This window comes from Lutispora saccharofermentans (assembly GCF_024363565.1).
Classification (GTDB): Bacteria; Bacillota; Clostridia; order Lutisporales; family Lutisporaceae; genus Lutispora; species Lutispora saccharofermentans.
Window position 1 is genome coordinate 37,862 of record NZ_JAJEKE010000002.1, and the last position, 15,334, is coordinate 53,195.

General features: G+C 42.3%; 15 protein-coding genes, 2 pseudogenes and 1 riboswitch. Of the genes and pseudogenes, 14 read left to right on the plus strand and 3 right to left on the minus strand.

The window, feature by feature from the left end; genetic code table 11:
* Positions 1-4 precede the first annotated feature (4 nt).
* A pseudogene (gene istB, locus LJD61_RS20655) lies at positions 5-582 on the minus strand (IS21-like element helper ATPase IstB); the annotation flags it as partial.
* A 289-nt stretch (positions 583-871) separates the two neighbouring features.
* Between istB and LJD61_RS03160 the strand changes: the two are divergent.
* The 13 genes and pseudogenes from LJD61_RS03160 to LJD61_RS03225 all read left to right on the plus strand — a co-directional run bounded on the left by LJD61_RS03160 (position 872) and on the right by LJD61_RS03225 (position 14,318).
* Positions 872-1,726, plus strand: coding sequence for a recombinase zinc beta ribbon domain-containing protein (locus LJD61_RS03160; protein WP_255226062.1), 855 nt, complete (start codon positions 872-874; stop codon positions 1,724-1,726).
* Positions 1,727-1,833: 107 nt separating this feature from the next.
* A complete protein-coding gene (locus LJD61_RS03165; RefSeq protein ID WP_255226063.1) occupies positions 1,834-2,547 on the plus strand; it encodes a DUF5058 family protein in 714 nt (237 codons plus the stop codon).
* A 12-nt stretch (positions 2,548-2,559) separates the two neighbouring features.
* Positions 2,560-3,246, plus strand: coding sequence for a hypothetical protein (locus tag LJD61_RS03170; RefSeq protein WP_255226064.1), 687 nt, complete (start codon positions 2,560-2,562; stop codon positions 3,244-3,246).
* A gap of 24 nt (positions 3,247-3,270) precedes the next feature.
* On the plus strand, positions 3,271-4,611 hold the full coding sequence (locus LJD61_RS03175) for a CapA family protein (protein ID WP_255226065.1): 1,341 nt from the start codon (positions 3,271-3,273) through the stop codon (positions 4,609-4,611).
* 16 nt (positions 4,612-4,627) lie between these two features.
* Positions 4,628-5,935, plus strand: a complete 1,308-nt coding sequence (locus LJD61_RS03180; protein ID WP_255226066.1) for a M20/M25/M40 family metallo-hydrolase — start codon at positions 4,628-4,630, stop codon at positions 5,933-5,935.
* Between the two features lie 62 nt (positions 5,936-5,997).
* The gene (locus LJD61_RS03185; RefSeq protein ID WP_255226067.1) at positions 5,998-6,549 is read left to right on the plus strand and encodes a TetR/AcrR family transcriptional regulator; all 552 of its coding nucleotides are present in this window, start codon (positions 5,998-6,000) and stop codon (positions 6,547-6,549) included.
* A gap of 509 nt (positions 6,550-7,058) precedes the next feature.
* Positions 7,059-8,963: a hypothetical protein gene (locus LJD61_RS03190; RefSeq protein ID WP_255226068.1), complete on the plus strand. Its 1,905-nt coding sequence runs from the start codon at positions 7,059-7,061 to the stop codon at positions 8,961-8,963.
* Complete coding sequence (locus tag LJD61_RS03195) at positions 8,960-9,256, plus strand: EscU/YscU/HrcU family type III secretion system export apparatus switch protein (RefSeq protein ID WP_255226069.1); 297 nt, start codon at positions 8,960-8,962, stop codon at positions 9,254-9,256. Before LJD61_RS03190 ends, LJD61_RS03195 begins: the two co-directional genes overlap by 4 nt.
* Positions 9,257-9,420: 164 nt before the next feature.
* Positions 9,421-9,858, plus strand: coding sequence for a flagellar export chaperone FliS (gene fliS, locus LJD61_RS03200; protein WP_255226070.1), 438 nt, complete (start codon positions 9,421-9,423; stop codon positions 9,856-9,858).
* Between the two features lie 28 nt (positions 9,859-9,886).
* Positions 9,887-11,575: a flagellin N-terminal helical domain-containing protein gene (locus LJD61_RS20250; protein ID WP_303740645.1), complete on the plus strand. Its 1,689-nt coding sequence runs from the start codon at positions 9,887-9,889 to the stop codon at positions 11,573-11,575.
* Positions 11,576-12,014: 439 nt separating this feature from the next.
* The gene (locus LJD61_RS03215; RefSeq protein ID WP_255226071.1) at positions 12,015-12,452 is read left to right on the plus strand and encodes a YaaR family protein; all 438 of its coding nucleotides are present in this window, start codon (positions 12,015-12,017) and stop codon (positions 12,450-12,452) included.
* 124 nt (positions 12,453-12,576) lie between these two features.
* Entirely contained in the window at positions 12,577-13,089 is a 513-nt protein-coding gene (locus LJD61_RS03220) for a sigma-70 family RNA polymerase sigma factor (protein ID WP_255226072.1), read from the plus strand.
* A 218-nt stretch (positions 13,090-13,307) separates the two neighbouring features.
* A riboswitch (glycine riboswitch) is annotated at positions 13,308-13,400 on the plus strand.
* 101 nt (positions 13,401-13,501) lie between these two features.
* Positions 13,502-14,318: pseudogene (locus LJD61_RS03225) on the plus strand (PTS sugar transporter subunit IIC).
* A gap of 21 nt (positions 14,319-14,339) precedes the next feature.
* Here LJD61_RS03225 and LJD61_RS03230 read toward each other — a convergent pair.
* Positions 14,340-14,570 (minus strand): hypothetical protein, encoded by a 231-nt coding sequence (locus tag LJD61_RS03230; protein WP_255226073.1) that lies wholly within the window; start codon positions 14,568-14,570, stop codon positions 14,340-14,342.
* A complete protein-coding gene (locus LJD61_RS03235) occupies positions 14,567-14,728 on the minus strand; it encodes a Spo0E family sporulation regulatory protein-aspartic acid phosphatase (RefSeq protein WP_255226074.1) in 162 nt (53 codons plus the stop codon). Before LJD61_RS03235 ends, LJD61_RS03230 begins: the two co-directional genes overlap by 4 nt.
* Positions 14,729-14,918: 190 nt before the next feature.
* Between LJD61_RS03235 and LJD61_RS03240 the strand changes: the two genes are divergently transcribed.
* Positions 14,919-15,284 carry a helix-turn-helix domain-containing protein gene (locus tag LJD61_RS03240; RefSeq protein ID WP_255226075.1) on the plus strand — a complete coding sequence of 122 codons (366 nt, stop codon included), beginning with the start codon at positions 14,919-14,921 and terminating at the stop codon, positions 15,282-15,284.
* Positions 15,285-15,334: the final 50 nt, after the last annotated feature.

Below are 15,334 nucleotides of genomic sequence, written 5' to 3' on the forward strand. Positions count from 1 at the left end.
ACATTTATGGGGTTTGGCCTTTTATAGACTTGTCTCCAAATATTGACTGACGATGCTTAATCCGGTAGCTGTCATCATTAAAAAAATTGACTATTTCACATTTATGAATAATCCTATCTAAAATAGCAGTGGTTATTGCAGCATCGCCTAGCAGTTCTCCCCATTCTTCAAGACCTGTATTAGGTGTTATAATTATTGAGGTTTGACCATAGAGTTTATTAATCAATTGAAAAAACAGGTTCGCTTCTTGTTTTTCCATTGCCATAAACATCAAATCATCGATTATTAGTAAATCAGATTCTATAATTCTTTTTACTTTATTTCTAGATACGTTTGAGATTCTTGTGTTTTAATAATATGAACCAAATCTGCCATGGATATGAATCTCACTTTATATCCCTTATTTATTGCTTCTATTCCAATGCCTACTGATAAATGTGACTTTCCAACCCCGGGAGGCCCTAAAAAAATTATGTTATAGCCTTGTTCCAACCATGTAAGCTCCTTTAACTGATTTAATTGGCGCTGGCTTAAAGACTGCTGCTCCGATAGATTAAATTCATCTAGAGTCTTATATTCTGGGTCAAATTATCATCCTCCAACTTCGCTATTCATTATTTTTGCATATTCCGATATATCCCTTACTTGAGCTTTTACTGCCATCTTTTCTGATTTTAATGTCTATATACATCTTCCATCCTTCTTCTGTTTTCAAGGTGCAAGCTCCTTTCTGTATAATCTAAATAGATTATACAGAAGAACTCTATGATTTGACAGCTTGTCTATCGTTGATGTGTATTTCCCTTATTGACATGTTATTTTTGAGGCATAGACTAAGTGAAGATAATTAAGAAAATTTCCAGTAGATTTGATGGTCTTTTACATTTACAGGAAGAGAACTGTCAATTCTATTTTATCATCAACAGTTGCTCTTGCTAACTTGGATACCACCAGACTTTTCAGATGGAGAGATAACAGCATTGTTAATATCTTAAACGATGAAACCTATCTGGGGCACACGGTTAGCATGAAGCACACAACCGCATCCTACAAAAACAAAAAGCAAATTATTCGTCCTGAGTCTGAATGGCTAAGATTTAAAAATACCCATGAAAATATTATAAGTCAAGAACTTTGGGATATTGCTCACGAGGTACGAGAGCATAAAAAGCGCCCAAGAAAAAATATGGAGGATCCCAACACCTACTCTGGGCTGATATTTTGTGCGGACTGTGGAAAGCCCTTGGTGCTACATCGTGCTCATGCCATGGATGAAAGCAAAAACAACTTCGCCTGTTCCACCTACAAGAGGTTTGGCAAAGAAACCTGCTCCTCTCACTACATCCGAGAAAGCCAGCTTGCAGCGGTTATTTTGGATGACTTAAAGCGTGTAACCCATTTTGCAAGGCAGGATAATGTGCTTAGCTGCATACCCGATGAGCACTACAGAACCCTGTCCGGTGAGTACACTACCGAGCAAAAATCCTTGCGAGAAAGCATCCCAAAGGCAGAAGCGAGAATGGAAAAGCTTAAAAACCCCCTTACCAATGTGGACAGATTTATTGAAAAGGCTAAGAAATATACAAAGCTTACACCGAAACTGTCCGCCTTATATCCCGCATTATTAGGCGAGTGTTCACAAAGTATCCTTATGAACACTCGCCTAAATCTCAGGGGTTTTCAATTTGCAGTGATAAAGCAAAAATATGGAGGGATAAGCTGTTGACAAAATTTTCGTACAATTATATAATTGTAATGAAACTGGAGAAACTGAAATAGTTTTAATAAGTCAAAATAAGATTGTTTACCAGCTATATTGAGAGGAGGTCGCTTATGAAAGATTATTTGCAGATAGCGAATAATAAAATTTTTTTCTTTTGCGGCGCAATAATGATTACTTTTATCGTTTTACAGTCACTTTTATTTTTCAGACTTGCCTACAATGAAGGGTTAAAGCTGGGGCTGACAAAAGCTAAGATGCTAAGGGCATTCAGAACCGGTGCTATTTCAACCATAGTACCGACTATTGCAGTTATAGTTGCTTTAATAACGATGGTCCCTGTTTTAGGAGTGCCCATTCCCTGGATCAGGCTTTCCGTCATAGGATCCGCACCCTATGAGCTTATGGCTGCAGGAATAGGGGCTAAAGCCATGGGCGTGGACAGCCTTGGCGGAGCAGGATACAACAGCCAGGTATTCTCAGCGTCCGTATGGATCATGTGCATAGGATCTGTTTGGTCGGTTTCCCTGGTTGCTTTTTTACTGAAAAGGATAAAAAAGAGGTACACAAAAAATATTGGTGCCGACCCAAAATGGAGGGCTGTTTTGATGAATGCGGCTTTTCTGGGAGTCTTCTGCATTTTTATTGCCGATCCCATTACAAAGGGCGGGCTTCCTCTGGTGACCTTATTATGCGGGGCATCGATAATGACGGTTTTGGCTTTGATAATCGTCAAGCTCAAGCAGAACTGGCTTAAAGAATTCGCCCTTGCTCTCAGCATGATAGGGGCCATGGCATGCACTGCTTTGTTCTCATATTTGTTTTAGGAGGTACTTTTGATGATTAGATTGGATGATAAAGCCTTGAGGGAAACTGCATATGAAAGCAAAGTACATATGATCGGCAGGTGCACTCTCATCATCGGGCTTTTGCTTACATTTCTGCCCCCATTTATCCTGTGGCTTGCATATGGAATAATACCTCCGCTGAATAACCTTATCAGCGGTATTATCAGTATTTCGGCGGTTATGATACCTGTATCAGTTGTCGAGATACTCACATTTTCTCCTATGCTGGGCTCAAGCGCAATGTATATGTCTTATTTGACGGGGAATATATCAAACATGAAGATCCCAAGCGCGGCCATAAGCATGGAAGCTGTAGATGTAAAGCCTTCAACGGAAGAAGGGGATATAATATCAACGATAGCCATCGCAGGCTCCGTAATAGCCAGCGAGATAATAATAATCCTGGGAATTATCCTTATAGCACCGATAACTGCAAAGCTCAACAATCCTATAATCCAGCCAGCCTTTGAACAGGTCCTTCCTGCTTTGTTCGGTTCGATAGGAGCATATTATATCCTCAAGGAATGGAAGCTGGCTGTAGCTCCCCTTGTTGCGGCTGTGTCGCTCAGTCTGGTTCCCGGATTGCCCACTGCAATAACAATTCCTGTCTGCGTCTTGGCATCGGTTTTAGGGGCAAAGTTTTTATATAAAAGGGATCTCATCAAAGCAGATGAATAATAGAAGTTATGGGGGTAAGGCATTATGGAATTGAAGTTTGCGTTGCTTAAGGCTTTCTTAAAAGTATTAGGCTTTATAAAAGGCGATAAATATAAATATTCTCAAGAGTATGAAGATAATTTCAGATATATGGATATGAGTGAAAAGCTTTGGTGGGGTTATAAGTCCGTAGTAAAGCAGATCGAGAGGGCAGAGAAGGGCAAAGGCATAGAAGAATATTTTGCAAACCAGGATCTGGATTTCACGGAAGGTGAGCTTTTTAATGCGGAAAGCAGGATCACCATATCTGCAGGGGGAGATTTAAGCGCGTCGGAGATGATATTTCCTGACAATACTGAGCACCTATGGGATGATGTGAGAGATTTTTATTTCGATGCGGATATAGTATGCGCTAATCTTGAGGCGCCGATAGTTCCTGAGAGGCCTCCTGTGGGGGTGCCGGCCATGTGCCTTACGGCTCCCAAGCTCAACATTTCTCCCCAAATGTTTGAAAGGTTTATAGATGAAGGCAGGGGTGTAAACTTCTTCTCTACTGCAAACAACCATAGCCTGGACCAAGGGGAGCATGGCGTAGTATCAACCCTGGACTTCCTGGATTCTAAGGGATATCCTCATGTGGGGACGGCAAGGACAAGGGAAGAACAAAATGATATTCCGATAATAGAACAAAATGGCATAAAAACAGCCTTTATATCCTATACATACTGCTTAAACGGAGAGGATACGATACCGGGGAAGGAATACATGACCAATCTGATAAGGCTGAACAAGCCGGAGACTGATATATCACTGATAAGAGAGCATGTGAGGCTGGCAAAAGAAAAGGGAGCTGATATGATCGCGGCAATGCTTCACTGGAGCATAGAGTTTGAGACTTATCCGATAAAGAATGTCATCGATATGGGGCATAGGATCATGGAGTGCGGGGTGGATATAATCTTGGGCGGACATGCCCATGTAGCCCAGCCTATGGAGAAATACAGATTCTTTGACCCTTATGATAAAAGGGAAAAGGATGGCTTCATCATCTACTCGCTGGGTGAGCTTGTTTCTTTGAACCTTTTCAGCAAAAACTCAAGGCTTGCCTTGCTATTGAAGCTTGAAATATCAAAGGGCATTGATAAGGGGTCGAAAATTACCAAAATTACCGGGCTCAAGGCACTGCCCATATATATACTTTTCAAGCCCATGGAAAACGGAAATACGGATTATAGAATACTGGACCTCAGAAAGACCTTGGCGGATATCAGGGCGGGCAAGAATCCATATGCTTTCTCCGAAGCGGATATACAGGAGCTGGAACGGCTTGAGAAACTGCTATATATGAGGCTTCTGCCCAAAAACAGTTCAAAAATATTGGATTAGCGCGGGGGTAAAAATAATGGAATGTATGAAAATTGAGGAGCTGCTGCAAAAGCTCATAAGATTTAATACCACTAACCCTCCGGGAAACGAAGCAGAGTGCATAATGTATATACATGAGCTGCTGAAAGGAGCCGGGATAGATTCTTTAATATTGGGAGACAAAGGCGAGAGGCTTAATCTTATAGCCAGGCTGGAGGGCAATGGGTCAAAGCCTCCTCTTCTCATGTACGGCCATGTGGATGTGGTCATTGCGGCTGATCAGGCATGGCAGCACCCGCCTTTCGAAGGGGTTATTGAGGACGGATATGTATGGGGCAGAGGTGCATTGGATATGAAGGGTGCGGTTGCGATGATGATATCTGCCGTTCTCAGAGCTAAATCCGAAGGTTTTATACCCTCTGGAGATATAGTCTTGTGCATCGTATGTGATGAGGAAAACGACGGAATATACGGAGCCAAATATATAGTGGATAATTATCCTGATCTATTTAAAAATATTAAGTACGCCATAGGAGAGATCGGCGGTTTTACCATGCCTATAGGCGGCAAGAGATTTTACCCTATAATGGTGGCGGAAAAACAAAGATGTGCCATCAGGGCGACTGTAAAGGGGCAGGGAGGCCACGGCTCCATGCCTGTGAAGGATGGAGCCATGGCAAAGCTTGGAGAGCTTTTGGCCAGGCTCAATAGAAGCAGGCTTCCTGTTCACATAACTTCCTCTGCGAAAATGATGCTCCAAGCCTTATCATCAAATTTGGGCTTTCCGACAAACATTGTATTGAAGTCGCTTTTGAACCCTGTGCTGACGGATAAAGTCCTTGACTTGCTGGGGGATAAGGGCAGGATGTTTGATCCGGTGCTTCACAATACCGTAAATGCTACGATAGTCAGAGGAGGGGAAAAGATAAATGTCATTCCCGGTGAGATAAGGCTGGATTTTGACGGCAGGATACTGCCGGGATTTGCACCGGAGGATATTATGGACGAGTTGAGCAAATTGATCGGGAGAGATATAGAACTGCAGATTTTATCCTATGATAGAGGGCCGGAAAGGATCGACATGGGCATGTTCGAGATTTTGGGGTCTATTTTAAGGGCGGGGGATAGAGAGGCCATACCCATTCCCTTTATAGTCAGCGGCGTCACGGATGCCAGGTTTTTCTCAAAGCTGGGCATACAAACCTATGGCTTCACGCCTATGATCCTCAAAAATGACATAGATTTTTCAAGGCTCATACACAGCGCTGATGAAAGGATACCCGTAGAAGCATTGGATTTCGGAGCAGAATCGATTTATAAGCTCATAGTTGGATATGACGGATGATTGAAATTCAAGCAAAATATGTGATATCATTATTTTAGCATATTGACAGGATGTGATCAGAATTGAAGGATAGGATAATCGAATCTGTTTCAAAATATATAAACCTCTACGGAGTAAAAAGATTTACTGTTGACGATATAGCAAAAGATCTGGGCATAAGCAAGAGGACCATTTATAAGTATTTTGACAGCAAGGATCATATCGTAAGCGAATTCATAAGGCTGAGCATAGAGGATAATAACAATAAAACCCTGGAAGCAGTTGAAAAGGAAGAGACACTGCTGGGCAAGATCAATGCGGCTCTCCTTTCCCATCACAAATATAAGATGCCCTTGGATATTTTGCAGGATATAGAAAAGTACTATCCAAAGGACTGGGAGCGGATAGAGGAGCAGATGAAGTTCAAGCTGGACCTGATGAAGGAGCTCGTGAATGATGGTATAAAATCAGGCAAGCTGCGGGAAGACATAAACGTGGAAGTGCTCAGCCTCATTCTGGAAAGATCCTTTAGGGCTATTTTTGAATATGACTTCCTTATAAAAAGCAATTTGAATATCAATAATGCAGTGAAGGAAATAGAAAAGATCATACTGTTCGGCATATTGAAGGAGTGAAGGATTTTCACTCCTTTATTAATTGATTTTACTGCAAAACTTTGATTTAACAGTTTGGAAATATATCTGCTGTGCTAACTGATAACGATTGCGAAAGCTCCAAGACTAAGAGTTTGTAAGCTTGCATAGGGTTGCGTCAAAACTCGCTTAGGCTCAAACAGTTGACGCAACTTTTCCTATTGCCCCAGGGCACCTTCTCTTGCTCCTGTGTCGCAATTCACCTTGACTTCGCTAACAAACTCTAAGCCCCTTCACATTGAACGAGACTTCATTTAGTGGAGTTGAAACTCCACTAAATGTTAGTCGAGTCCATACTGGACTTAGTCGCACTTAGGCACACGCCGCCTATAGCGGTGTGGGTCTTAGGGCGAATTAGTTCAGTGCTGCACTCTTATATCAGTCAGCAGAACAGATTAATTAGAGTTATTGCAGTAAAATTCAAGGGAATGTATACACTTTTTGTCTCATGTTGCCGATAAACTTAACAGACAGATAAAGAGGTGATGAAGATGAAAATATCTAACGATATTGCTAAAATATACGGCACGGTTCAGGAGCAAAAAGGCAGCGAAGCGAAGCTTGATGGGGCCAAGACGGCTTCAAGCATAAAAAGCAGCGAAGGGCAATGCCCCGCTGAAACGGTGAGCATTCCTAAGAATCACAGCAGCGCTTTGCCTCCGGAAATAAGACAGGCTCTGGAAGCCATATTCGGGAAGGATGTGCCCCTTGATAAAGAGGCTGTACAAATATTGAAGACTTATATGGACAAATTCCCGGGCAGCCTTGATGATAAAATTCAGGTCATACAGAACCTTTTGAGCAAGGAACTGGATATAAATATGACCAATTTGAAGCTGGTGCATGAGGCTTTGTTCGGCCGGGAGGTCGGTGAGATCATAAAGGAGCTGGGAAAGGATTATGGCATCAGCTTTGAAAATACGGTCGCAAAGGACATAGGAAGCCTGGCGGAAGAGGTTAAGAGTTTATTGGCCCAGGGAGTATCTTTGAACAAAATATGCGACTTATTGGAATCGGCAGCTTCGGATATGAGCCCAAGAGCCAAAATCATCTTAACGAAGGCGGCTAATGAGGGCCGTCAGGCTGCAGCCTACAGGATGGATGATCTGGGACAGAAGATAATAATAAAGGCATTGAAGGATGCTGCAGAAGAAGATATAGAGGAAGGTGCGGGCAAGACGGGGCATAAAACCCGAGAAAGCGGCATAGCTTCAACCTTTGAGATGAAGGAAGGGGCAGAGCAGGAATATATAGCTTCAGTGCTGGGCACCGCCGGATTGAGCGGGAAGAATTATATGGTCACGGAAGTGACCGCAAGGCTTAAAGCGGCGGGCCAAAGCTTCAAAGAGCTCAAAAGGGATGTAGCAAATAATCTGGATATGGCTGTGAGACATATAAAGGAGTCGGGAGCCTCCGGTATCAATAATGCAAGGATCGATTTGCAAAAGACCATCGATTCATTGGATAAAGCTATACTAAAAAGCGATATAGCATTATTTGCAGATATGAAGCTGGAAAAAGAACTGGTAAAGGCAGACAGTCAGCTCCAAAAAGCAAAAACGCTCCTGGATGCGGGCGAATATGATAAGGCCTGCAAGCTGGTGGAAAAAGTAAAGACCACCATTGAATCATTGAACTGGAAGCCTTCCAATACGAGGGTCCTTCACTTTGCAAGCTTAAAGGAGGGCTTTGAAGAAGGTAAAAGTCCTGAAAACAAGCTTAAGACTGCTCTGAAGGGCTTGACACAAAACTTTTCTCAAGAGGACTATACACCGAGGAAGGTGTATGAAGCCTTAAGAATGCTGGGAGGCGATCACGAAGGAGAGGCTGCCAGATTCCTTGCAGGAGAGAATGTCAGGGAAGAGGAACTGCACAATAATATCAAATCTTTGATCTTCAAGCTTTCTGAAAAGGGCAATCCTATGGCTGAGCTGGCACAAAAGGTTACAGGAAGCCAATTATTGAACAGGACAGATAACGGGCCGCTGCAGACCATGTTTTTCGCACTGCCTTTGACTATCAACGGAAATGTCAGCGATATGAAAGTATATATCAATTCGAAAAAAGATGAGAAAAAGCTTGATTGGCAGAATTGCAGCATTTTTTTCCTCATAGATACAAAAAAATTGGGTGAGACGGGTGTCTTGCTGCAAGCCTCAGGGGGAAATCTCAGCATTACAGTGAAAAACGATAGAGACGATTTAAAGGAGAGAGTAAGCCCATTGCTCATGGGATTCAAGGAGAATTTGAGGGAATTGGGCTATGAAGTAAGCAACATCGGCTTTGCAAGGCTCAATGCCAAAGAAGAAGAGAAGCAGATGACTTCAAGCCGTATGATCAACACAGCGGCAAATTCAATCAATCCTATGAAGAAAGGATTTGACATAAAAATATGATTTACAGGAATATCAACCAAGTAAAAAAAAGAGCCAGATCGGGGCCTATGGCTGCAGCTTTGAATTATGACGGCATCGGTGACGGTGCTCCGACGGTCACGGCCAGCGGCAAGGGACTGGTAGCGGCAAAGATCATCGAGATGGCCAGAGAACGGAGCATACCCATAGAGGAGGATATGAGCCTGGTGGCAGAGCTCATAGATATGGATCTGGGAGAGAACGTGCCTCCTCAGCTCTATTCTGTAATAGCCGAGATATTGCTGCTGATCGAAAGAATGGAGAATGTTTTTTAGAACTCAGAGCTCAGGATTAGGGTCGGGCTGCTGCACTGAAGCTCTGCAATCGTTATCAGTCAACATAACAGAGATGCTAATAAAGATTTTTTGCGATGAAATCAATGTAAAGATTAGGCGGGTTTTTGACGATACATTATATGTATGATTTTGGAGGTGTGATTTTGAGAATATATGAAGAGCAGGAAATAATGGATATGAAGCCTCAGGAGCTGACCTCTCTTTTGTATCAGGCATTTTTAGAAAAATTGAGGGCATCGATAAAAGCTCTGGAAGAAGGAGATGCAGTAGGCTCAAATTACCTCTTGCAGGGCTGCAATGATATATTGGAAAGGCTCGGAGCAGGGATCAACTATAAGGCAGGGATCATTGCAGATCAGCTGGAGGCTTTGTACGGCTTCTGCGCTGAAAAGCTCATCGAGGCCAATATTAAAAAGGATAAAGAGATTATGGAGCAGGTGTTGAACATTATGGAAAACATATCCCAGGCCTGGTCTGCGGCCATGGAGATATCTGATAAGGAAACAGGAAGCAATAATAAGCTGGGCTCTTATGAGGATCATTTGTATTATCAGCCGGCTAATGTTGATATAGCTGAATAAGCCGGATTAAACGAAGGGAGAATAGGATATGAGGATAAACACTAATATCCAGGCAATAAATGCCTACAGACAATTAACAGTCAGCCATGGGAAGGTTTCAAAAAATATTGAAAAGCTGTCTTCCGGCTTGAGGATCAACAGAGCCGGCGATGATGCGGCAGGCCTTGCCATATCGGAAAAGATGAGATCTCAGATAAGAGGGCTCAAAATGGCGGAGAGAAACACCTTAGACGGAGTATCTTTGATACAGACGGCAGAAGGCGCTTTGCAGGAAGTACACAATGCACTGCAAAGGATGAGGGAGCTATCCATACAAGCAGCCAATGGAACCATGGAATCCCATGACAGGCTGGCAATCCAGAATGAGATTGACCAGCTGACATATGATATAGACAGGATCGCAAAGACCACTCAGTTTAACGCCAATCCTCTTCTGAGGGGCTCGCTGCTGTCAAGGTCTGTTATAACCACCAACTCACCTGATATAAAGTATGTAGGAAGCGGCACCTGGAAGGGTGATGTGGCAGCGGAACCCAGCGCCAGGGGAGAGGTAGAGCTGCAGCTAGGTGGTTTACCGGCAGACGGACAATACATAATGATAAACGGAAAGTATTATGAATTTGAGGATACAACAGCTAACAATGGAGTTTCGGCAGGCAGGATTAAAGTAGATATAGGCGCAAGCTCGGGAGCAACTTTGAACAATCTTTTGGATGCAATTGCAGAAAATGATAAAACATTTGATAAGGCTGCCAGCACAGTTACAGGAAGCAGCTTGCTGCTCAAAACAGCTAAAAATATGTCTCCTTCGGAAGCAAGAAAAATTGAAGTAGATAGTAGCGGTACTACATCAGCAGATTTTAAGGACAGTTTGAACCCGGCGAAACCAAGTGTTACCAAACTAAATGCTCCTGATACTTCAACCAATTGGAAGACCACCTACCTTAATTTCACCGAGCTTCCCAAGACAGGAGATATGCTCGTCATCGACGGCGTCACTATTGAATTTAAGGATGAATCCGTACCTTACGACAACAGTACAAATACCGCAGTAGTCGGAGTAAAGGACAGAACGGTATATGATGTGATGGCAGAGGTATACAATGCCATAACCTCAGCAAAAAACAACAGCAAAGCGGAAGCTTTGATAGATTTTAAGGTAAACGGGAACTCTTTGATACTCACTACGAACAAAACCGATGACGGAGCCGGCAACGGCCTGGAGATAGAATACAGGGACAATGATTTTGAGACCTATGCAGGTAAGGATATGGATATAAACCTTCAGATAGGAGCCAATGACAGCGAGAGCATGAAGCTTCTCATAGGCGTAGTGGATGCGGCATTCCTGGGAATAGGCAGAAAAGCGGACCATAAGGGCGTGATATCAACCGCAGGTGTAGATGCGGAAGCAGGTATAAGCATCATGAGCGAAGAAGATGCCAACAATGCCATAGGCTTCTTCGATAATGCCATAAGGATGGTATCCGAATCCCGCTCCAGGCTGGGAGCATATCAGAACAGGCTTGAGCATACTGTTTCCAATATTACTACAACAGCGGAAAACTTGACTGCAGCAGAGTCGAGGATAAGAGATGTAGATATGGCATTGGAAATGTCCGAGTTCACCAAGAACAGCATAATAAACCAGGCGGCTACAGCTATGCTGGCCCAGGCAAACCAAATGCCCCAGGGCGTATTGAAATTATTGCAATAGATAGGGTTTAGGATTCAGAGCTCAGGAGATTAGGGTTGGGCTCTGGGGTCTTGAAGGCCGGGGAACGGAAACCACTGAAAGACACGAGATTTTTTCACAGATTGACACGGAAGGGAAGTTAATTAAGACTCTTGTTTTAACTAATCCCATATCTAAGCAAGTTTACCCCGTTCTATCGTGCCTAAGCCTTCAGTTTTTATTAACTGCAGGCAAGGCACGCTACGAACCCGATTGACATTTCTAACATTCAGCCGGAGATAAACTCCACTTGAATGAAGAACTGTCTTACTTAGTCTTAGGTTCGTAACTCGCTTTCCTGTGTGATATGGCATTAGTTAAAATAGAAAACCGTGTTAATCCGTGGAATTTCAGTGCTAATCCGTGTTCCCCGTCCACCATGACCCATAAGGAATACTCCAGAGGAATAGGATGTGATCAGATGAAAGTCAGAAACATAGGAAAAGTAGATACTTCAGGCGCACAAGCAAAAAAGGTGAAGGATGAAGCTTCCGTAACCTTTCGCGAAGTCATGTCCACCCGGAGAGACGAGATCGATGCAGATAGACTGAACAAGCTCATGGAGGACATAGACGAGCAAGGCAAGGTACTGGCTGATTCTATGACTGTTGAGGATCTGAGGGATTATAAGAAGAAAGTAAAGGAATTTTTATCCGAGGCTGTTAAATATGGCTTAAAGGTTCAGCAAAGCAGAGGATTTAACAGGGGTGGAAGGATGAGAATATACAAAACTGTCCAAAAAGTAGACGAAAAGCTTCTGGAATTGACAGACGCCGTAATAAATAAGCAAGAGAAAGGGATCAAGGTTTTAAGCCTTATAGGAGAGATAAGAGGACTTCTTGTTGACGTATATGCCTGATGAGCATACTTTATCTGAAACATCAGCCGACTCGTGATGAGTCGGCTTTTTATTTTTTGCATCAGGGCTTATATAATGGCTTTATCCGCGGAAATAAAACGATGACCGGTCGGAAAGGCCAGACTTGGATAAAGCTAAAATATTGGAGGAAGTTAGCCCGCTGATCATTTCATCTATCAATAAGTATGCAAAAAGCAAGGGGGAATTTGAAGACCTATATCAGGAAGGAGCATTGGCGGTACTTGAGTCTTTAGACAAATATGAGCAAAGCAAAGGTGTGAATATCTTTTACTATCTAAAGCTTCAGCTTAAGTTTTTCTACCTTAACTATGAAAGGTACGGCAAGAAAACAGTATCTCTTGATGAACCTATAGGAGAAGGAATAAGCTTGGCAGACACTCTGACAGACGAGAGCAGCGATGTGGAGGATATAGTTTTTGCCAATTACGAAAGCCAGGAAGCTTATAAAGCCTTGCAGGATTTAGCAAGGGAAGAAAGATATATAATTGAGCAAAGCATAATATACCGCAGGACTCTGGATGATCTGGCAAAGGAATTGGGTATGAGCAGAACAACACTATTCAGAAGGAAAAGTAAAATTTTAGACAAGCTGTCTGATCGACTGTACAAAGAATGAAGAAAGTGTAAAGAGTAAGGGAGCAAAATTTGAATCGCTATGAATGCCAACTATTACCGCTTGTCTCGATTTTTTGTATATGCTAAAGTATGTTTATAGTTTAACAATGTAAAGCGGATGAAGATTGTTGGAAATATCAGGAGATGATAACCGGAGGAGCAAAGGACAGAAAAAGCACTCGTTCTGTTGCTGAAACTCTCAGGTTCCATACAATAATCCGACGCATCCCTGGAGAGACTTGAGAGATCAAGCATCGAAGAAGCAATCCATATTTTGGAGAAACTTTCAGATAAATGGACAGGGCGGTAGAGTAGCGGATTTTTTCATGCTATTATACCTCCATGTCTTTTTGCTTTTTTGAAGCCATGTTTCACTTCAAGTAGAAAAACAAAAATTAGATGGAGGGTACTTAATGCTAGAGATTATTAAAGGAGTAGGACTATTATTAATTACATTATTACTATTTTCCCTGTTTAGTTTAAAGGCGCCGAAGGGCGACAAGGCTATGTCGGGTTTAGCCGGAGCAGCTATTGCGAGCTTTCTGGTCGAGGCAATACACAGATATATCGGAGGAAATTTCCTTGGCATTGCATTCTTAAATGAGGTCGGAGTTTCGTCCGGAAGCATGGCCGGGACAGCTGCGGCAATCTTAGTATCGCTGAACATGGGAGCAAATCCGATTTTCTCTGTTGCCGCAGGAGTAGCAATGCTCAATATCGGCATTTTGCCGGGATTTTTTGCCGGTTATATAATCGGGTTGATCGCTCCGGCAATAGAGAAAAAATTGCCGGAAGGAATAAATATCGTTGCGGGTGCATTGGCCATTGCTCCATTAGCCAGAATTATTGCTGTAGCTGCGACTCCTGTTGTAAATGCAACTTTACTCAGTGTCGGTCAGGCTGTAACAGCAGCAGCTGAACAATCTCCTTATGTAATGGGCTTTCTTTTAGGCGGAATCATGAAGATAATATGTACTTCTCCATTAAGCTCAATGTCTATAACCGCAATGCTTGGATTAAATGGATTAGCCATGGGGATATCCGCCATTGCTTGCACCCTTTGGTTTCAATCCGCCTGTTAAGGTATTGCTGGCTTTGGGCTTGGCAGCTTTAGGAGGCGTTATAGGCGGCATTATCGGAACAAGTATAATAAAAGCATTTAAAGGGAAACAAATAAACAGCGCAGTCAAAGACTCTGAAAAAGCCTTAACCGCGCAGGAATTGCAGTAGAAATCACAATATATAAATAATCTATTCGCTCACACGTTTTAGCAGAAATGTTTCTTGTTCTTGTTTTAAAAGGCGACTGTCAATCCTTTTTATATTTTCCCCAATGTAAGGGAGTTCGTTTTTGATTGAGTTGACATTAAACTCTATTTGTTTAATATCAGGCCTAATATCTTTTACGTCTCCCTCCAATTCAAGTTGCCTGTCTTCCAGCCTGCCATAACCTTCTTCCAGCCTGCCCTGTCCTTCTTTCAAGCCTTAGATTTCAGCTCCATTTCCAATTCCGTATACCTGTGGATCATCTCATCCAAAGCTTTGCTCAAGCTCAATACCTCGTCGCATAGAGGATCCGGATTCTTAGCGAGCATAGCATTCAATCTATCTCTCATTTCGTCTATAATATTTTTTAACATAGATAATTCTTCATATTTTTTATCCATCGCTTTAATATCGAGCACCTCCTGTAATATCGGGACACTTAGGCCAAATCATATATACATTATACTGGACTATAAGTCCACAGTCAAGGAAAATTATCCATTTAGTCCAACATATTTATAATTGGACGATATGTGCTAAAATGAAAATACGAGGTGGTCATATATGTCATTTGGCGAAAAACTTGCTATGCTCCGCGGAGAAAAGAACATGAGCCGCAATGAGCTGGCAAAGATTTTGAACATATCCTATTCTTCTATTTCAAAATATGAGACAGAAATAAGATTCCCTGATCAGGAGATGTTAAGAAAAATTGCTGATTATTTTCAGGTGTCAACGGATTATCTGCTGGGAAGGACTGAAGTACGATATTTTTATGAGAAAGATGAAGCGGGAGAAAGCTCATCTGTCTCTGAAACAGTTTCTTATCATGATTTTAATAAAGATGAGCTGCCTGAAGAAGCCATTAAGCAGATAAATGATTACATAGAATTTATTAAGCATAAATACAATTCAGATAGCAGCAAATAGAGCTTGAATACCTTTAAAACTGAATTAAATCTCATTCAACAAAGTGAGGG